At 55.0% G+C, this 18,841-nt stretch carries 22 protein-coding genes, 1 pseudogene and 1 other annotated feature; of the genes and pseudogenes, 20 read left to right on the plus strand and 3 right to left on the minus strand.

Translation table 11 applies throughout. From position 1 onward, the window contains the following. Positions 1–56: 56 nt before the first annotated feature. From RGB73_RS10440 to RGB73_RS10500, 13 genes are all read left to right on the plus strand, one after another. Positions 57–1,187, plus strand: a complete 1,131-nt coding sequence (locus RGB73_RS10440) for an FtsW/RodA/SpoVE family cell cycle protein (RefSeq protein WP_310771627.1) — start codon at positions 57–59, stop codon at positions 1,185–1,187. Positions 1,188–1,421: 234 nt separating this feature from the next. Further along, the gene (locus RGB73_RS10445; protein WP_005832370.1) at positions 1,422–1,622 is read left to right on the plus strand and encodes a cold-shock protein; all 201 of its coding nucleotides are present in this window, start codon (positions 1,422–1,424) and stop codon (positions 1,620–1,622) included. 181 nt (positions 1,623–1,803) lie between these two features. Next, a complete protein-coding gene (locus RGB73_RS10450) occupies positions 1,804–2,583 on the plus strand; it encodes a peptidoglycan DD-metalloendopeptidase family protein (RefSeq protein ID WP_310771645.1) in 780 nt (259 codons plus the stop codon). Continuing rightward, positions 2,576–3,412 (plus strand): M50 family metallopeptidase, encoded by an 837-nt coding sequence (locus RGB73_RS10455; protein WP_310771647.1) that lies wholly within the window; start codon positions 2,576–2,578, stop codon positions 3,410–3,412. Before RGB73_RS10450 ends, RGB73_RS10455 begins: the two co-directional genes overlap by 8 nt. Before the next feature lie 231 nt (positions 3,413–3,643). Continuing rightward, entirely contained in the window at positions 3,644–5,134 is a 1,491-nt protein-coding gene (locus tag RGB73_RS10460; RefSeq protein ID WP_310771649.1) for an Rne/Rng family ribonuclease, read from the plus strand. Between the two features lie 49 nt (positions 5,135–5,183). Continuing rightward, positions 5,184–5,260 (plus strand) — a sequence feature (ribosomal protein L21 leader region). 10 nt (positions 5,261–5,270) lie between these two features. After that, positions 5,271–5,582 (plus strand): 50S ribosomal protein L21, encoded by a 312-nt coding sequence (gene rplU / locus RGB73_RS10465; protein ID WP_310771651.1) that lies wholly within the window; start codon positions 5,271–5,273, stop codon positions 5,580–5,582. A 12-nt stretch (positions 5,583–5,594) separates the two neighbouring features. Then, a complete protein-coding gene (locus RGB73_RS10470) occupies positions 5,595–5,948 on the plus strand; it encodes a ribosomal-processing cysteine protease Prp (protein WP_310771653.1) in 354 nt (117 codons plus the stop codon). Position 5,949: 1 nt separating this feature from the next. Beyond that, positions 5,950–6,249, plus strand: coding sequence for a 50S ribosomal protein L27 (gene rpmA / locus RGB73_RS10475; protein WP_055743112.1), 300 nt, complete (start codon positions 5,950–5,952; stop codon positions 6,247–6,249). A 111-nt stretch (positions 6,250–6,360) separates the two neighbouring features. Beyond that, a complete protein-coding gene (locus RGB73_RS10480; protein ID WP_310771655.1) occupies positions 6,361–6,942 on the plus strand; it encodes a Spo0B C-terminal domain-containing protein in 582 nt (193 codons plus the stop codon). 16 nt (positions 6,943–6,958) lie between these two features. Further along, complete coding sequence (obgE, locus tag RGB73_RS10485; RefSeq protein WP_310771657.1) at positions 6,959–8,236, plus strand: GTPase ObgE; 1,278 nt, start codon at positions 6,959–6,961, stop codon at positions 8,234–8,236. An 8-nt stretch (positions 8,237–8,244) separates the two neighbouring features. After that, positions 8,245–8,910, plus strand: a complete 666-nt coding sequence (locus RGB73_RS10490; RefSeq protein ID WP_310771659.1) for a PilZ domain-containing protein — start codon at positions 8,245–8,247, stop codon at positions 8,908–8,910. A gap of 290 nt (positions 8,911–9,200) precedes the next feature. Beyond that, on the plus strand, positions 9,201–9,641 hold the full coding sequence (locus tag RGB73_RS10495) for a DUF1641 domain-containing protein (RefSeq protein ID WP_310771661.1): 441 nt from the start codon (positions 9,201–9,203) through the stop codon (positions 9,639–9,641). Between the two features lie 36 nt (positions 9,642–9,677). Next, a complete protein-coding gene (locus tag RGB73_RS10500; protein ID WP_310771663.1) occupies positions 9,678–10,856 on the plus strand; it encodes an NAD(P)/FAD-dependent oxidoreductase in 1,179 nt (392 codons plus the stop codon). A gap of 164 nt (positions 10,857–11,020) precedes the next feature. Here the strand turns inward: RGB73_RS10500 and RGB73_RS10505 are convergent, their stop codons facing one another. Further along, positions 11,021–11,173: a hypothetical protein gene (locus RGB73_RS10505; protein ID WP_310771665.1), complete on the minus strand. Its 153-nt coding sequence runs from the start codon at positions 11,171–11,173 to the stop codon at positions 11,021–11,023. Between the two features lie 186 nt (positions 11,174–11,359). On the opposite strand from RGB73_RS10505, the gene RGB73_RS10510 reads away from it, so the two are divergent. The 6 genes and pseudogenes from RGB73_RS10510 to RGB73_RS10535 form a co-directional block, all read left to right on the plus strand. Next, a complete protein-coding gene (locus tag RGB73_RS10510; protein WP_310771667.1) occupies positions 11,360–11,803 on the plus strand; it encodes an ACT domain-containing protein in 444 nt (147 codons plus the stop codon). Between the two features lie 21 nt (positions 11,804–11,824). Next, positions 11,825–13,129 carry a homoserine dehydrogenase gene (locus tag RGB73_RS10515; protein WP_310771669.1) on the plus strand — a complete coding sequence of 435 codons (1,305 nt, stop codon included), beginning with the start codon at positions 11,825–11,827 and terminating at the stop codon, positions 13,127–13,129. Next, entirely contained in the window at positions 13,126–14,208 is a 1,083-nt protein-coding gene (gene thrC / locus RGB73_RS10520; RefSeq protein ID WP_310771671.1) for a threonine synthase, read from the plus strand. Before RGB73_RS10515 ends, thrC begins: the two co-directional genes overlap by 4 nt. Then, positions 14,205–15,134 (plus strand): homoserine kinase, encoded by a 930-nt coding sequence (gene thrB, locus RGB73_RS10525; protein ID WP_310771673.1) that lies wholly within the window; start codon positions 14,205–14,207, stop codon positions 15,132–15,134. Before thrC ends, thrB begins: the two co-directional genes overlap by 4 nt. A 24-nt stretch (positions 15,135–15,158) precedes the next feature. Beyond that, positions 15,159–16,022 (plus strand): prephenate dehydratase, encoded by an 864-nt coding sequence (gene pheA / locus RGB73_RS10530; RefSeq protein ID WP_310771675.1) that lies wholly within the window; start codon positions 15,159–15,161, stop codon positions 16,020–16,022. Between the two features lie 111 nt (positions 16,023–16,133). After that, positions 16,134–16,187 (plus strand): annotated as a pseudogene (locus tag RGB73_RS10535) (LysM peptidoglycan-binding domain-containing protein); the annotation flags it as partial. 29 nt (positions 16,188–16,216) lie between these two features. Here RGB73_RS10535 and RGB73_RS10540 read toward each other — a convergent pair. Continuing rightward, complete coding sequence (locus RGB73_RS10540; RefSeq protein ID WP_310774618.1) at positions 16,217–16,642, minus strand: hypothetical protein; 426 nt, start codon at positions 16,640–16,642, stop codon at positions 16,217–16,219. A gap of 210 nt (positions 16,643–16,852) precedes the next feature. After that, positions 16,853–17,509, minus strand: a complete 657-nt coding sequence (locus RGB73_RS10545; RefSeq protein WP_310774619.1) for a hypothetical protein — start codon at positions 17,507–17,509, stop codon at positions 16,853–16,855. Positions 17,510–17,725: 216 nt separating this feature from the next. Between RGB73_RS10545 and RGB73_RS10550 the strand changes: the two genes are divergently transcribed. Continuing rightward, the gene (locus RGB73_RS10550) at positions 17,726–18,754 is read left to right on the plus strand and encodes a phosphotransferase (RefSeq protein ID WP_310771677.1); all 1,029 of its coding nucleotides are present in this window, start codon (positions 17,726–17,728) and stop codon (positions 18,752–18,754) included. The last annotated feature ends 87 nt before the right edge of the window (positions 18,755–18,841 follow it).

The following is an 18,841-nucleotide window of genomic DNA, read 5'->3' on the forward strand; positions in this document are numbered from 1 at the left end:
GCTAGGCATGGCTCCCGTCTGCAAAGGTGGGAGCCACGTTTTCTAGGAGGACGAGTATGGACCTGGAAAAACGACATCTGAAAACTGTCGACTGGACCATCATCATGATTATGGCGGGACTGGGAGTGTTCAGCTACTTGGGCATTGCCGGTTCGGCCGCAGGCGTCGATAAGGCGCAACAGCAGGTAATCTGGTATATCGTAGGGTTCATCGTGCTCGGCGGTACTCTCCTGTTTGACTATCGGCTGTTTTTCAACCTGTCGTATGGCATGTATGCGATCGGGATTATCCTTCTGATCGGCGTTTTTCAAACCAAGCCGATCAACAACGCGACGAGCTGGTACGACCTCGGCCCGATTTTGCTTCAGCCGTCGGAGCCGATGAAGCTGTTTACCATATTGGCGGTCGCCAGATTCATGGCGAAGCGCGCGGATGATCCGGATCGCTTCTACTACTTTTACAAGCTGATCCCGGTCGCGGCGCTGGTCGGAGTGCCGCTCTTGTTGATCTTGCTTCAGCCCGACCTGGGTACGGCGCTGGTCTACACCGGAATGCTCGCGACGATGATGATCGTCGGCGGTATTCGGCTCAAGCACGTGCTGTATGTAGCCGGTCTGGTGGGCGGCTTTTTCGCTGGCATGACGCTGTTGTATCAGTACAAACAAGATATTTTCTTCAAGATTATCAAGCCGTATCAATGGGACCGGATCGTCTTCTGGATGGACCCGGACCTCGACGCGATGGGAAAAGGGTTTCAGCTCAAACAGGCCCTTATCGCGATCGGTTCCGGACAGCTGTTCGGGAAAGGAATCAATACGCCCACGCAGGCGAGCTTCGGCTGGGTGCCGGTCGGGGAGAGCGACTTTATCTTCACAGTCATCGCCGAGAAGCTGGGATTTGTCGGCGCAGGACTGCTGATGATCCTGTTCTTCTTCCTGATCTACCGGATGATTCGCATCGCGATGGAGGCAAAAGACCCATTCGGCTCCTATGTCGTGTCCGGGGTGGTCGGGATGCTGACATTCCAGATTTTCGAGAACATCGGCATGACCATTCAGCTGATGCCGATCACCGGGATCCCGCTGCCGTTCATCAGTTACGGGGGCAGCTCGCTCGTGACGAACTTCCTGATCATTGGGGTTGTACTGAATATCGGGATGCGCAAGGACAAGCTGCGATTTGACTAAAAGCGTGACAAACGGAAATCAGTGTGATAAAATCATCCTAAGTTAACCATTTTTACAAGTTACAGTGTTTGATGGATTGGTTATGGAGTCGTACCACCTGCGAGTGACGAAGCCATTTGTCAATCTCAGCGTTGTACGGCTTTTTTCCTTGACGCAAAAAGCTTTTCTGTAAAAAACGGTTGACGCTACACTTATACGCCTCGTAGGGCGTAATGTTCAGGGAGGTTTTGTTTCATGCAACAAGGTATCGTAAAATGGTTCAATGCAGAAAAAGGATACGGTTTCATCCAAGTTGAGGGTGGAGACGACGTATTCGTACATTACAGCGCGATCCAGTCAGAAGGTTTCAAATCTCTGGACGAAGGTCAAAAGGTTGAGTTCGAAATCGTACAAGGTAGCCGTGGACCTCAAGCTGCTAGCGTAACCAAACTGTAAACTTCGGCAGATTATAGACAGTCTCTCCATGAGAGACTGTCTTTTTTGTTGGGTTCCGGCGGAAGCAAATCGCTTGATTGACAGGAAAAGGGGCGAGTCCGGATCTGCACGGGCGGGACGTCATAAAGCAGGTAGACAAGTCATAGGATGTTACAAAGGCTTGGCCTGCGGAGGGATGAGGATGTTTCGTGAAGTGGATCGAGTAAAGGAAAGAAGAAGGGAGCGGTTGGAGCGCATCCGCTTGCAGTCGCGGGATAGTTTTTCCCCTTTTGTGGACGATTGGAAGGATCCGATCGAGCCGACACCTGAGCCGTATGCTTTCTCGCTGCGGGACGACGACACCGTGAATTCGCGCCACCCGCACGAGAAGTGGGGGATCCAGATTCTCGCATCCATTCTGCTGGTCGGCGCAGCGTATGTCCTGTTTCAGACTTCCCTGATTCCCGTGACGTGGAAAAATTCAGCGCGCGAGGTCATGACGCGCGATTTTAATTTTTCCGGCGTTGCCGATTGGTACGAGGCCCGCTTCGGCTCCTTGCCGACGCTCTTGCCTTCGCTGAATGGCCCCACCGCCGTTCCCGCTGCGGGGAGCAGCAAAGTAGCAGCCGGCTGGAAGCTGCCGGCGTCGTGGAGAATCGTGAAGAACTTCGAACCGCAAAGCGCCAAAGTCGTGCTGGACACGGGAATCGGTGGACAGGTACTCATCGGAGAGACAGGATGGGTGACTTTTGTCGGAGAAAAGCCGGGGTACGGAACGACCGTGATCGTGCGGTTAACGAAGGGCCGCGAAGTTTGGCTGGGCAATCTGGACAACGTGAAGGTGGCGAAAGATGACGTCTTGCAGGCCGGGCAGGAAATCGGGACGGCACGCGCGGTCAATCAAACGTCGCGGCATCTTTATTTGGGAGTCAAGCAGGAGGAACAGTTTGTCAACCCGCTGGATGTGATCCCGTTTGAGTAAGGACGGCTGGTTCGGCATTCGCATACGCATCCATCTGCTGTTTTGGGCGGTGATTGGCCTGTCAGTGATGACAGGCCATTTTTTGGAGGTACTTTCGCTGTTTGTCATCGTGCTGATTCATGAAATCGGCCACGTAGCGATGGCTCGCGAATTGGGCTGGAGGGTGACAGAGGTCCAGCTCCTGCCGTTTGGCGGCGTGGCGACCATGGAGGAAGCCTATGCGACGGATCCGCTGGATGAGATTGTCATAGCACTGGCGGGTCCTTTTTTAAACGTGGTGATGATGGCGGTTTCTTATGTATGCTGGTACGTCGGGGCATGGACGGAGGAATGGGCGCGTTTTTTTCTGGTAAGCAACGTGACGATCGCGCTGTTCAATCTGCTGCCGATCTGGCCCCTGGACGGGGGCAGAATCGTCCAGGCGGTCATGTGCTGGTTCATGCCGTATCGCAAGGCAGCCCTTCTCTCCATGACAGGCAGCACCTTGCTCGCGGGTCTCATGGTCGGCTTGTCCGGCCTCGAGCTCAAGATCAATGTGCTCGTGATCGGATTGTATCTGCTTGCCGTGAACATCCAGGCCTTTCTCCGTTTTCCGTACCAGTTTTTTCGCTTTTTAATGGAAAAGTATGTGCGTCACGCGGAGGAAAACTCCATTCATGCGGTTAGCGTCCATCCTAGCGAGTCGGTGCTGGAGGTTTCGCACAAGCTGCGGCGGGGATGCTCGCATCTGTTTTACGTTCAAGGCACCGGTCTCCTTGCGGAGGAGCAGCTGCTGCACGCGCTGCTGTTTGAGCAGCGTCACGACGAGGCAGTGGGGCGGCTTGTGTAAGGTGCCCCACTCCAGCAGCCCAGCACTTGCGCATGTACCTACGTGACACGGGTACTGCTACCGAGGCAGCCATTTACACTGCGCAAGCAGCACTTCTCGCAGCAAAGGATGGCGCGCTGTCTTCATGACGGGTCTCCTTTTCTTTTCGACACACCTATGATAGGATTACTTCCTATGAGTCCGAAAAACCCTTTCGGACAAAGATGAACGGGTGTACAAGGAGGGAATGCAGTGAGACAGGTGGCGATCAGCGGACGCGGAGGAAGACTGCAGGCAGTCCTGTTGGAAGGCGGACGGCTCCGGGAGTGGCGCACGGATCATGAAGCTGCAGGCGTATGGGCGGGCGATCTTTACTGCGGACGAGTGACAGACGTCTTGCCGGGGATTCAGTCGGCCTTCGTCGATATCGGCGACGGGCAGAAGGCGTACCTGTACGTCGATGACGCATTGCCCAAAGGCAGCTCCTCTGGGGGTAAGCCGACCATCAGCCAGCGGGTACAAGTCGGGGAAACGGTGATTGTGCAGGTGAGCAAGGAAGGCACCGAGCTCAAGGCGCCGAAAGTAACCGCCCGCATCAGCCTTCAGGGAAGATATCTCGTCTACCTGCCAAAGGAAGAAGGCGTCTCCCTCTCCCGCAAAATCGGCGACGCTGCGGTGCGAATGCACTTGCAGGAGACGCTCTCCGTATCGCTGGAGCAGGGAGAAGGCGTGATTATCAGGACGGAAGCGGCAGGGGCGCAGGCGAGTCGACTGGTGGAGGAGCTCGCTTATTTGAAAAATCGCTGGAGCCAGATCCTTGCCTCTGCGCAGCAGTTGGGGAAGCCGGGACTGGTCGGCCGTGACGCGGCGATGCTGGAGGGAGTCATCCGCGATCTGATCGGAGAAGGCGTGGATGAGGTGCTCGTCGAGGAATCCGCTGCCTATCAGCGGACAAAAGCCGTCATGCAGGTATTTGCTCCCGAACAGCTGGACAGGCTTGTCGGGTACCGCGAAAGACAGCCGCTGTTTGCACGGCTGGGGGTAGATGCCCAGCTGAAGCAGGCGATGCAGCGAACGGTTCCCTTGAAAAGCGGAGGCCATCTGGTGATCGATCGGACCGAGGCAATGACGGTGATTGACGTGAACACCGGAGCGTTTACCGGCAAAGGCGGGCAGCAGCGGGAACAGGCGGTCACCATGGCCAATCTGGAGGCCGCCGCCGAAATCGCGGTCCAGCTCCGGCTGCGCGATATCGGCGGCATCATCGTCATCGATTTTATCGACATGCAGGAGGCGGCCAACAAGGAGCGCGTGCTCACGGCGTTGAAGCGAGAGCTCTCCCGCGATCCCGTTCCGGCCACGGTGCTGGGGATGACTGCGCTCGGGCTGGTCGAGATGACTCGAAAGCGGGTGCGAGCCAGCCTGGCGGAGAGGATGACAGAGCCGTGCGACGCGTGCCGCGGCCAAGGGAGAGTGTGGACGGTCGAGGAAATGCTGCGCAGGCTATCCGACGAGTTGACGGCTCTCGCGCGTGTCCAGGAGGCGGAAGCGGTCGTGCTCGAATTGCCTGAGCGCCTACATCAAGCTTTGGACGGTATGGATGGGGAGGAGCGGCAGCGCTGGCCGGTCGAATGGTTTCTGCTCCCTTCCCCAGAGCTAAAGCCGGATGAATACAGGATCCTGTATGCGGGACGATACGAGGAAGCGGCTCGTTTGGCCAAAAAACAATCGCAGATGACTTGACTGGGCGATCCGTGCTGTGATAACCTAGTGTTTGTCATGCAGCTATGCCTGCATACTGTAACCGCTCGAAGCAGGTACACAAGTCGCCGTTGCGGCGCACCTGTAAAGGCGAGTCTGAGTATAGGAGGTGCACACAGTGTACGCAATTATCGAAACCGGTGGAAAGCAATACAAAGTTGAAGAGGGTGCAGTTCTCTTCATCGAAAAACTGGCTGGCAACGAAGGTGACGCTGTTACTTTTGACAAAGTTCTGCTCGTGAGCAAGGACGGCAAAGTAACTGCAGGAGCTCCTACCGTTGCTGGTGCTACGGTAACTGGTAAAGTAGAAAAACACGGTAAACAAGCAAAAATTATCGTGTACAAATACAAAGCCAAGAAAAACTACCGTCGCAAGCAAGGTCATCGCCAACCGTTCACCAAAGTTGTGATTGAAAAAATCAACGCGTAAGTTGGACGCGCGATGGTAACGGTAAACGTGCAAAGAAACGAGCAAAATGAGATCGAGGTCATTACCATGACGGGACATGCCAACGCAGGCAAGCACGGTTCAGATCTCGTCTGTGCCGCTGTTTCTGCGGTCAGTCTCGGCTTGATCAATGCCGCGGATCTTTTGCTCGGTAAGAGTCCGGATGTTCAGTTCGCAGAGAAGGACGGCGGATTCCTTCAGTGGGATCTTCGCCGTACCGACGACGATGCGCTTCGTGAAAAGCAGATGCTTTTGGCGGAAAGCATGGTTGTATCTCTGTTCATGATCGCTGAAACAAACGGAAAATACGTAGCAGTTCATGATACAAAATGGCAAGGAGGTGTCTGACATGAACTTTCGTTTTCCTGTAGACCTGCAATTTTTTGCATCCAAAAAAGGGGTAGGTTCCACAAAGAACGGTCGCGATTCCATCTCCAAACGTCTGGGCGTGAAACGCGGCGACGGTCAATTCGTTACTGCTGGTAACATTCTCGTTCGTCAACGCGGTACGAAAATTTACCCAGGTGCGAACGTAATGAAAGGCGGAGACGACACTCTGTTTGCAACAGCAGACGGCGTTGTTCGTTTCAAACGTCTGGGCCGCGATCGCAAACAAGTTGTGATCGAACCGGTTGCTTCCGAAGCGTAATGGAGCGGAATGAAGAAAACCCAGCCAAGCTGCTGGGTTTTCTTTTGTTTTCCCGCTTTTTTTTGTGGTACAATAGGACAGAAAGAAATCTTATCGACTTGGGTGAATGTGATGAAAGACGAGCGGAGGCTGTTTACGCAACAGACTGACGAGCTGTTGGCCGTACTGAACAGGCAACGGCATGACTGGTTGAACCACGTTCAGGTCCTGCTCGGCTATTTGCATTTGAACCGTACTGAACAGGGAGAAGCTCACTTGAAACGAATCGCGGAGATGGCCATGCAGGAAAGCATGATCGCCCGATTGAACAGCTCCCTGTTGTCTGTCTTCTTCCTGACATTTAATGCGCTGAACAAGGAAATGCTTTTGGATGTGGAAGTGTGCAATCAAGTGGATCTCACGAAAGTGGCCCTGGATGAGCAGCGCTTGTTTCAGTTGGTGTCGGAGATTTTATGCACAGTGAACGATCACGTAGAAGTGGGAGGCTACGAGCCCCCGAGCATGCAGCTTTCCCTGACGGAGGACGTGCACGGCGTTCATTTTCGCTTTGACCTGGCCGGACAGCTACGTGCAACCGGATTGGAAGAACTGGAAAAACTGATACGCAAAAGCGAGCAGAGTACGGTGGAGGTCACCGAGTGGATACATACGGAAGAGGAATGGATACTAGAATTGCGGATTCCATTCGAGTAAGGAAAGAGGTGACGCCATGTTTGTCGATCAGGTAAAGATTTTCGTAAAAGGCGGGGACGGCGGAAACGGAGCCGTATCCTTCCGCCGGGAAAAGTACGTTCCGTTGGGCGGACCTGCCGGCGGCGACGGTGGACGCGGCGGAGATGTCGTATTCATCGTGGACGAGGGCTTGCGCACGCTGGTAGATTTTCGCTACCAAAAGCATTTCAAGGCTCCGCGCGGGGAGCATGGACGCAACAAAGGCCAGCACGGAGCAGGCGCGGAAGACATGTACGTACGGGTGCCTCCGGGGACGACGGTAATCGACGATGACACCAAGGAAGTCATCGCAGATCTCGTCGAGCATGGCCAGACGGCAGTCATCGCGAAAGGCGGCCGAGGCGGCAGGGGAAACATGCGCTTCGCAAATCCGGCAAACCCGGCCCCGCATATCTCCGAGAACGGCGAGCCGGGCCAGGAGCGCTACATTTTGATGGAGCTCAAACTGATTGCGGATGTAGGACTGGTCGGCTATCCAAGCGTAGGGAAATCGACGCTTCTGTCCAGCGTGACGGCAGCCAAGCCGAAAATCGCGGCGTACCACTTCACGACGCTGACGCCAAACCTCGGGGTAGTCGAGGTGGGTGAGCACAGCTTCGTCATGGCGGATCTCCCCGGTTTGATTGAGGGGGCGCATGAGGGAGTTGGACTGGGGCACCAGTTTTTGCGCCACGTCGAGCGCACGCGTCTGATCGTGCACGTCATCGACATGGCGGCGGTGGATGGACGCGATCCGTACGAAGACTACCTGCAGATCAACCGGGAGCTGGTCCTTTACAATCTCAAGCTGGAGGACCGGCCGCAGATCGTGGTCGCCAACAAGATGGACGTACCGGAGGCGCAGGAAAATTTGGCGCGCTTCAAAGAAAAGCTGCCGGATGTGAAGGTGTATGAAATTTCGGCTGCGACCAGGCAAGGTGTTCAGGAGCTCATGTATGCGGTAAGAGATTTGCTCGCGACCATTCCGGACAAGCCGGCGGTGGAAGAAGTGGCGGAAGTGGAAGAACGCGTCGTATTCAAAGCCGAGAAGGAACCGGAGGCATTTGAAATTCACCGCGACAATGAAGTGTACGTGGTCAGTGGCGAGAAGATAGAGAAGCTGGTGCGAATGACCAATCTGAACAGCTACGATGCGGCTCAGCGCTTTGCCAAGATCATGCGCAGCATGGGCGTGGACGACGCCCTCCGCAAGCACGGAGCCAAGGATGGAGACACGGTTCGCATCGGCAAGCTCGAGTTTGATTTCGTGGAGTGACAATTCCTATGACAGATGTCCCATCTCTCAGCCCCTTTTTGACAGATAAGCGGCTTTCGCGTGGTGCCGTGTTGCAGATGATGATCTCCAGACAGGTGAAGACACCGGTACAGGTGATGGTGGAACATGTGAAGGCGGGGTATCTCATCGTTTCCACTGAGGTAAAGGCCGAGGCCAAGACGGAATTGCTCGGTTCGACCGTACGGGTACGCTGGGAGACGGACGCATCGATCAATACCATCGATTTGGAAGTAGTCCAGGAACAGACCATGTGGCCGGTCAAGCTGCTGGCCCTGGTCCCGATTGCCGTCGGCGTGGAGATCACGGCGAAGGGAAAACAGGGTCTGCTCTCTCCCGAATCGCCCGTGAAAGTCCCGTACAAAGTGATGGGAGCCCGGCCGATCGAAGAAAAGGGAGAGGCCGTGCTGGTGCAGTTTTCTCCTACCCGTTTGGTGCTTCAGACGGACGGCTATGTGGCAAAAGGCGATTTTCTGCATCTTTCCTTTACTCTTCCCATGTGGCCTTCGGAAATCGTGGGCATGGCGAAAGTCGTGGAAAAAAGCTACGAGGACACACACTCGATCCTCGAGCTGATCTTTACGGATCTTCCCGAAAAGCATCATCAAGCCATCAAAGATTACTACAAAAAGCTTTCTGCAGCCGCTTCCTTCTGAGGAAGCGGTTTTTTTCCTTTGCCGTTCCGCCGAAGAAGGTATATAGTATAGGCATAGAGTTCTTTATCGTGCCTGTTCTTTTGAAGAGATTCGGAAGAACAATGATCCTGCTATATCAACTTGTGAAAAAATGCACGTTGATGTTTCCATCCGTTTGCATACTGCACTTTGTGAAAAATATTACAAATAGGTTAGACTATCGGATACAGGGTGAATATCGGCCGTCACTCGGACGAACAGGCAACGAGAAAAGCAGGCCTCTATTCCAACGCAAAGGAGGACGTTTTCCTATGTCTCAAACAACGACGCAACAAGCTGAAGTAGCCAGCACAGCTGCATTGGCGCCAGAGCAGATGGATGTGCTCGATCAGTTGATGAAACCGGAAATTCAGGAGTCTCTCAATGTACTGGTGGCAAACCTGCCGAAACTGGCGGAAATGACCACGATCCTGACCAAAACGTACGATTTGGTGCAAACCGTAGCCAACGACCAGGTCCTGATCAGCGACCTGAAAGGCGGCATGGAAGAATTCGTGAAGCCGATCCAAGACAAGGCAAAAGGCATCGCGCAAGCCGCTATTGAAGCAAACGACCGTTCGCATGCAGAAACAGCGACAATCGGTCTGTTCGGCATGCTCAAAATGCTGAAAGATCCGCAAGTGCAAAAAACATTGCGTTTTGCCCAGGCATTCCTCGAGGTTTTGGCTGAGCGCCAGCAGCAAAAACGCTAACCCATAACGAAAGACAAGAACGGGAGGACTAAAGGCATGTCGAAGCATATCTTGATTCTGGGCGGCGGCTATGGCGGACTTTTGAGCGCGCTTACTGCCCGTAAATACATGACTGCGGAAGAAGCAACCATCACATTGGTAAACCGTTTCCCTTCTCATCAAATCATTACAGAGCTGCACCGCTTGGCTGTAGGAAATCTGTCCGAGCAAAACGTGGCGCTCCCGCTTGAGCGTCTGCTGCGTGGCAAAGACATCCATCTCGTTATCGATACGGTTGAGAAAATCGGACTGGATTCGCAGCGTGTCACTTTGTCCAGCGGCGAATCCATCAAATACGACGCGCTGGTTGTGGCGTTGGGCAGCGAGACAGCATTTTTCGGGATCCCGGGGCTGCAGGAGTACAGCTTCACCCTCAAATCGGTGGAGGAAGCAAACCGGATCCGTGCCCATGTGGAAGAGCGTATCGTGGCTTACAAAGCAAGCAAAGACAAGGCAGACGCGACCTTCGTCGTCGGCGGCGGCGGTCTGACTGGAATCGAGCTGGTCGGTGAATTTGCGGACATGCTGCCTACCCTGTGCCACAAGCACGGCGTAGATTTTGCAGATGTTTCCATTTACTGTGTGGAAGCGGGCCCGTCTATTCTGGCTGGTTTCGCTCCTGACTTGGTCGAGCGTGCAAAAACAAGCCTGGAAAAACGTGGCGTAACCTTCCTGACAGGTGTACCTGTCACCGAGATGAAGGAAACGACCGTTCTCCTGAAAGATGGCAGCAGCATCGAAACGAAAACGATGGTTTGGACCGGCGGCGTTCAAGGCAACCGCGTCGTTGCAGAGTCCGGCCTAGAAGTAAACCGCGGCCGTGCGACTGTCACCGAGTTCCTGCAATCCACTTCCCATCCGGAAGTATTCCTGGCAGGCGACAGCGCAGTGGTTATGGGGCCAGAAGGCCGTCCGTACCCGCCAACTGCACAGCTGGCATGGCAAATGGGTGAAGTCGTTGGCTACAACCTGTTCGCTCACTTCAACGGTTCGAAAATGGAAAGCTTTGTACCTGTATTCTCCGGTACGTTGGGAAGCTTGGGCCGCAAAGACGCGATCGGTACGATCGGTGCGAGCCAAATCAAGCTGAAAGGCCTGCCTGCTTCCCTCATGAAAGAAGCGAGCAACATTCGTTACCTGTCTCATATCAACGGCCTTTCTTCGCTGGCTTACTAATCAACGCAATCAAATAAGGCAAAACCCGGGATCGAGAGTCCCGGGTTTTTTTGTCTATCCAGCATAAGGGCAATCGCGGTCTGCCAAAAGGCATGGCGTAGCTAGGTTTTCCAATTGGCAAAGCGCTTCGCCAAATTCATGCAGCCACAGGGGGGCAAGTACCCTTAGCCGTTTCCGCTCGGGTCTTCTACGACGTGCGGGGATTGCGCCATTTTTTTTCCGCGCATTTCGGCGCCAAACTGGTCAAGATCGCTTGGCTTTCCTGGGGGATGATTGTTGCGGCGCTCCGATTTGTCGCTCTTTCCACGTCCTGCCATCCTTCTGTCACCTCCTGCCTTGTAGATCCTTTCTATTCTTTACGGAGTCGGCATTTGTCATGTAAGCACGCTGCGAGAGAAAGCGGCACCAAGAAAAAAGTTGGCTGCAAGGATTGTCACACTGTGTTGAAAAGGGTATAATGTCCTCTATGAAGAAACAACTGTTTTTCTCAGGAGGACATTCAGGTGAAACGGGATGAAAAGTTTTATTTGATTCGGTCCGACATCCTGCCGGAATCGATCGTCAAGACGATCGAAGCGAAAAAAATGCTGGAGTCAGGCGAAGTCGATACGGTCAACGAAGCGGTCGAGCGGGTAGGGCTAAGCCGGAGTGCTTTTTACAAGTACAAAGACGGCATTTTCCCTTTCAACTCCATGATGAATGAAAAAATCATGACGATCACCTTTTCGTTGGAACACAGGTCAGGCTTCTTGTCCAAAGTGTTGAGCTACATGGCAGAGCAGGGCGGAAACGTACTTACCATCAATCAAACCATTCCGTTGCAAGGGATCGCTACCATCTCCATGTCTGTAGATATGGCGCATATGAAGGTTTCCAGTACGGAATTTTTGGATGGCTTACAACAAATACCCGGCGTACGCAAAGCGATGATCGTAGGCAGAGGGTAAAAGAGGGCAGGAGGAGTTTACGTGGAGAAGAACATCATCAAGCTGGGGCTTATGGGCTTCGGGACCGTGGGGACTGGTGTGGTCCGCATCATCCAAGCGCATCAGGAGGACCTGCAGAAACAGACGGGCCTTGGGATTGAGATCACCAAAATCCTCGTCCAGGATGCGGAGAAAGCACGCAACATTCCGGCAATGGAAGGCAAGCTGACCACGGATCCGGACGAGCTGCTGGATGATCCCGAGATTGAGGTCATCGTCGAAGTAATCGGCGGGATCCAGCCGGCGAAAGATTACATCCTGGGCGCACTGGAGCGCGGCAAGCACGTCGTGACCGCGAACAAGGACTTGATGGCGCTGCACGGGGCAGAGATCTTGAACAAGGCGCAGGAAAAAGGCTGTGACGTGTTCTACGAGGCGAGCGTGGCAGGCGGCATCCCGATCTTGCGGGCGCTCGTCGAAGGCTTCGCATCTGATCGCATCACGAAAATGATGGGGATCGTAAACGGGACGACGAACTACATCTTGAGCAAGATGAGCAAGGAAGGCGCCGAATACTCCGACGTACTGAAAGAAGCGCAAGCGCTCGGCTATGCGGAAGCAAATCCGACCTCCGATGTGGAAGGCTTCGATGCCGCCCGCAAGATGGCGATTCTGGCTACTCTGGGCTTCCGGGTGCCGATGAAGCTGGAGGACGTGGATGTAAAGGGAATCAGCTCCGTCAGCAAGGAAGACATCGCCTACGGCAAACAGCTCGGATATGAAGTGAAGCTGCTGGGATTGGCTCGCCGTGACGGGGAAGCCATCGAGGTCAGCGTGCAGCCGACCCTGATACCGAAGTCGCATCCCCTTGCATCCGTAAATGGCGTGTTCAACGCCGTATACGTACATGGAGAAGCCGTAGGAGAGACGATGTTTTACGGGCCGGGTGCAGGCGAGCTGCCGACGGCAACGGCAGTGGTTTCCGACCTGGTGACCGTGGTCAAAAACCGCAAGCTCGGCGTGAATGGACGCGGCATGGTGGCACCATACAAGGAAAAGATTCTCAAGGCCGACAGCGAAAAGCTCTCCAAGTATTTCCTGCGCATCGTCGTCGCCGACAAACGCGGCGTGCTCGCGCAGATCACCCAGCTCTTGGCCAACCAAAACATCTCATTGGAGCAAGTGATCCAACAGCCGTACAACAACGATGGCGAGGCGGAAATCATCATGATCACGCACTTGTCCTCGAAATTGGATATGGACGGCGTGTTGTCCGATATGGAGCAAATGGACATCGTAACGAAGGTGAAAAGCTGCTACCGTGTGGAAGGGGGAGATCAGTCATGAGCTCAGATCGTCAATTCGGAATTATCGCGCGATACCGGGAATTTCTCCCGGTCACGGACAAAACTCCGCTCGTGAGTCTGCATGAGGGAAACACGCCGTTGATCCACGCTCCGAAGCTGTCCCAGCAATTGGGTGTCGAGCTGTACGTCAAGTATGAAGGACTGAATCCGACCGGGTCATTTAAAGACCGGGGAATGGTGATGGCTGTAGCCAAGGCTGTCGAGGAAGGCAGTACGACGATCATGTGCGCTTCTACCGGCAACACGTCAGCGGCAGCAGCAGCGTACGCCGCTCGTTGCGGACTTCGCTGCATCGTGCTCATTCCGAGCGGAAACATCGCACTGGGCAAGCTTGCCCAAGCAATTGCGTACGGTGCTGAAGTCATCGCAATCGATGGAAACTTTGACGAGGCTTTGAATATTGTTCGGGAAATAACCGCAAACGAACCGATCACCCTGGTAAACTCGGTGAACCCTTACCGAATCGAAGGCCAGAAGTCAGCTGCTTTTGAAGTGTGCGACGCCCTCGGAGACGCGCCCGACATTCTCGCAATCCCAGTGGGGAACGCCGGCAATATTACCGCGTATTGGAAAGGGTTTAAGGAGTACCAGTCAGCAGGGAAATCGAGCAGTCTGCCCCGCATGTTCGGATTCCAGGCAGCAGGGGCCGCGCCGCTAGTTCACGGCCAGCCGGTGCCAAACCCGGAAACCGTGGCGACGGCCATCCGCATCGGCAACCCGGCCAGCAAGGAGGGAGCGCTGAATGCCGTCAGCGAGTCCAACGGCTTGATTGACAGTGTGACGGACGAGGAAATTCTTCAGGCGTACCAATTGCTGGCGAAAAGCGAAGGGGTCTTCTGCGAGCCTGCTTCGGCAGCATCTTTGGCGGGAATCATCAAGCTGCACGCGGCGGGCAAGCTTCCGCAAGGCGCGAAGGTAGCTTGTGTTCTCACGGGTAACGGACTGAAGGACCCGAATATCGCAATCAAGATGGTGGGCGAAGAACCGCGGTCCGTACCGGCTACCCGCGAGGCGGTCATGGCGCTGGTGAGCCAAAGCAGGGGCGGAGTGCTGTCATGAGCGGTCCCATCGTAAGAGTCACCGTACCTGCCAGCACGGCAAATCTCGGCCCGGGGTTCGACGCCCTGGGCTTGGCTTTCCAATTGTACTCGGTCGTGGAGATGAGAAAAAGCGAGCAAACCACAATCGAGCTCGTCGGCAAAGAACTGGAAGGAACTCCAGCGGACAAGAGCAATTTGCTCTATCAGGTAGCGGCCCAGCTGTTTGAAAAAGCGGGACTGGCAAAACCGGAGCTGGCCATTCGCGCCTCCAGCGATGCACCTCTGACGCGTGGGCTTGGAAGCAGTGCAGCCGCGATCGTCGGTGCCCTCGTGGCGGCCAATCAGCTGGCAGGGGAGCCGTTTACCCGCGACCAATTGTTCGAGATGGCGACGAGGCTTGAGGGACACCCCGACAATGTGGGCGCATCCATGTTTGGAGGCTTCGTGGTCGCCACGATGCCGGAGTCGGCAAACGACCCGATTCCGTACATACGCCTCGATGTACCCGCAGGATTGCAGACGCTCGTGATCATTCCCGAATATCCGCTGTCCACGGAAAAAGCCCGGAACGTTTTGCCGCAGGTGTACAGCAAGCAGGATGTTGTATATAATGTTGGTCATAGCAGTTTGCTTGTGGCCGCATTGGCACAAGGCAGGCTGGACCTGTTGGGACAAGCAATGGGAGATCGGCTGCATCAGCCGTACCGAGCCGAGCTTGTACCCGGCCTGAAAGACATCCTGGATGGAGCAACTGCCCACGGGGCATGGGGTGCTGCGCTTAGCGGCGCCGGCCCGACGATTTTGTGCTTTTTCTCTACGGACGAACAGCGGGAGCAATTGCGACAGTTCGTGGACAGGGTGATGAACGGGCACGGCATCTCGTACCGCGTAATGATTCTTCAGCCGGACGAACATGGCGTACAGGTCGAAATCCATCAGACATAGAGAATAGTGGATAGGAGAAGCGCCATGCAGAAGAAACTTGCCTTTCTCGGACCACGTGGTACGTTTTCCGAAGAAGCGGCCCGGTCTTTGCCCGTAGAGAAGCCTTTTGATTACGTGCCTTATCCGAGCATCATCGAAGTACTCAATGCGGTAGCCAGAGAAGAAGTGACATACGGGATTGTCCCGATCGAAAACTCCATTGAGGGGACGGTCAATTCCACCTTGGACTGGTTGATCCATGAGGTCGATCTGCCCATTCTGGCAGAGCTGGCTTTGCCGATTACCCAAAACCTGCTGGTGGCGAAGCGCGAAGAGCGATTGCCCTTGTCCGAAATCACGCGGGTCATGTCCCATCCGCAGGCGATTGCCCAAAGCTTTCATTTTATCCGGGAGCATATGCCGCAGGCGGTCGTGGAAAACGTAAACAGTACGGCACTGGCTGCCCAGATGGTAAGCGAACACCCGGAGGAGCCATGGGCCGCGATCGGGACTCGCCTGAATGCTGACATTTACCCGCTGGTAGTCGCGCAGCCGCATATTCAAGATTTTTCAAACAACTACACACGCTTTGTCCTGGTTGGACAAGAGCCGCTGGCGCTCCCCGCATCCAGCAGGGAGAAGACGACCATTCTGGTCACGCTGCCGGAAGATTTTCCGGGAGCGCTGTATCAAGTGCTGGCAGCCTTTGCGTGGCGGAAAATCAATCTGTCGCGCATCGAATCGCGCCCGACCAAAAAAGCGCTGGGCAGTTATTTTTTCGTGATCGACATCGAACAAAAAATGGATGAAGTGCTGCTTCCCGGCGCGTTTGCCGAAATTGAAGCCATCGGTTGCCAGGTGCGGCAGCTAGGCACTTACCCATTTTACATGCAGGAAGTCAACTCATAGAGTTGGCTTTTTTGTTTAGGAGCAAAACGCCCATGGGTGCATAACATGGTAGGGAGTTTCCGCGAGGGAGGAGAAACAGTGAGAATCCACGTAGTCCAGAAAGGCGACACCATGTGGAAGATCGCCAAAAAATATGGCGTCGATTACAAGGAACTGTTGCGCTTGAACAGCCAGCTTAAGACTCCCGATACCATCTATCCAGGAGCGAGAATCAAGATTCCGGCCAAAGGGGTACCGGTACGGCCGCAGCAAAGGCGGCCGCAACAACCGTCCAGTGAAGCTCCCTTTGTAAAAGAAAGGCCCATAAAAGAGATGCCCATCCCGGAGGAAGAACAAGCTCCAGAGGTGCCGGAGGAGATCGAACGCAGGCCGATCGAGCCGGAAGAGGAAGAAGAACAAGTGGAGATCGAGTCGGAAAGGCGTCCGACGCGGCCGGCACCCACGGAGCCGATCGAGGAGAAGCCCATAGCTCCTCCGACGCCGAGCGTGATGCCGGAAATGATGACCCCGGCCTTGCCGCAACCGCCTCGTCCCATCGGACCGCTCCCGACGAAACCGTATATTCCTCCCATGATGCCGAAGCAGCAGATGCAGCAGCCGCCCCAGGTAAGTCCGTACACCTATCAAGCGCCTGGGCCGTTCATTCCTAACGTCCAGCCGACGCAGGTGAGCCCATACATCTACCGGCAAAATGTGCCGCCCATGCAAATGAGTCCCATGCGTCCCAATATCCAGCCGACACAAGTGAGCCCTTACATGTACCAGCAAGATGTGCCGCCTATGCAAATGAGTCCCATGCGCCCCAATATCCAGCCGACACAGGTGAGCCCTTACATGTACCAGCCAAACGTACCGCCCATGCAGGTAAGTCCGTTGCGGCCGATGCCGCCCATGTATTGCCCGCCGTGCCCGGTGCCGCCGACGAGGTGGCCGCAGGTCAGTCCGGAAACGACGATTTCTCCCAACACACGGGTCAGTCCGGAGACGACGATTTCTCCCAACACACGGGTCAGTCCAGAAACCACGATTTCTCCCAATACACAGGTCAGTCCGGAGACGACGGTTTCTCCCAAGACGCAGGTGAGCCCGGAGTCGACAGTCGCACCCCAAACAAAGGTAAGCCCGGAATCGACAGTCGCACCCAAGTCAAAAGTCAGCCCGGAGACAACGACGAAGCCAAGATCCCAGGTGAGTCCGTACTCAACGGTCAGGCCGCCGGCTCCAATCGGTCCGATGCTGCCGTTCCCGCCACCACGGCCATTCTTCCCGATTCCGCCGTGTCCACCAATCGTTTCGCCTTGGATGAGGCCGATGTTCCCGCCGTTCGGGCCAGTGTCACCCATGCCATTTAGAAGGCCGACGCAGGTATTGCCACAGTTCATGCCGCCATTTAGGCCGCCTCTGATGCCGTTTTGTCCGCCGCCGCCACCGCCGCCACGCCTGCCGTTGCCGCTTCCAAGACCGCGGAAAGTATGTCCTGAGGTCATAGAAGAGTCATCTTCGTGTTCTTCATCATGTGATTGCCCCCCGGATAGCCCACAGCGAACGCCCTTTCGCGGTTATAAGAGAGGCCGCGGACCAGTGAATCCAAACAACATGATGTTCCCACCTTCTCCACGGATGGCTTCTATGCCCGACAAAGGGTTATGGCCGAATTGGGGAGATGGGCACGAAGAATCCTCGTCCTACTGATTGGTCGCGGTATGAATAAAGGGCTGATCGCATCTCTTGAAAAAGCGTTTCGCTGTCAAATTCACGCCGTCAAGCCAAAACGGAACGTGAATTTGCTAAAGACAGACCGGGGACACTGGATCATCAAGGGCTATAAGCAACTGGAAAAGGCAGTATGGGTCACGCAGCTTTCCGAATCCCTGCGACAAAAAGGCTTTCTGCATACGGTGCAGTACGTCCCGGATGAGGGCGGAGCAAAGATCTTTCCCTATGAGGACCGCTATTACACGATCATGAAAATGATTGATGGACGGGAAGCGGACAATTCCTCGCTTTCCGACGTCAAAAAAACGGCGGAAACCCTGGCGCGCTTCCACGTGGCCGCACAAGGGTTTCCCGTCCCGCAGCCGATTGGGTTTGAAGGGAAGTCTGTTCTCCTGGACAAATGGGAAAGCAGGCTGGAACATTTTGAACGAATTACGTGGGCAATTGAACAGAAGGGGCCGCAAAACAAGCTGGAGCAAATCATCGCGCAGATGGCGGAGCCCGTCATCCGCGAAGGTCAGGAGATGCTCCAGTCTGCCTACAAGCTGCCCTTGACACCGGAGCTGTTTTCCGCAATGGAAAGAGGGACGCTGGCGCACCGCGATGTAGCGAGCCACAATTTTCTGGTGACGCCGCGCAGCAGCTGCTATTTGATCGATCTCGATACCGTCGGCCACGATGTGCAGCTGGTGGATTTGGTGCAGTTGATGTCGCGGATGCTGCTCCTGCAGGAGTACCGGATGAGCTCCTTCGTCGAGGCGATGGAAGCTTACAGCAAAATCAAGTATTTGAGCGACACGCAAATATGGACCGTTCATCAGCTGCTCCGTTATCCGGATAACTTTTTGCGCGAAGTGACGGGGTTGTACGGTAACCGGCCCGGTTACCATCTGCGCGGTGTCTTGCAACTCGCTCAGTTGGAGGGCAAGCTGCTGTCTGATCGCCAGGCTTTCTTGCGTGCGGGAGATCAAATTTTTCAACGATCTCCTTGGGGGCAGTACCATTTCGTGGGCTAAGGACCCTTTGTGAGGGGAGTTGTACAAAGCCCGGCGGCTGTGTTGAAACGGGTAGCGAAGGTTCGGCCGTTTTGCAGGCGACAAGAG

The sequence above is a fragment of the Brevibacillus brevis genome, from assembly GCF_031583145.1.
In the GTDB taxonomy this organism is placed as follows: domain Bacteria; phylum Bacillota; class Bacilli; order Brevibacillales; family Brevibacillaceae; genus Brevibacillus; species Brevibacillus brevis_E.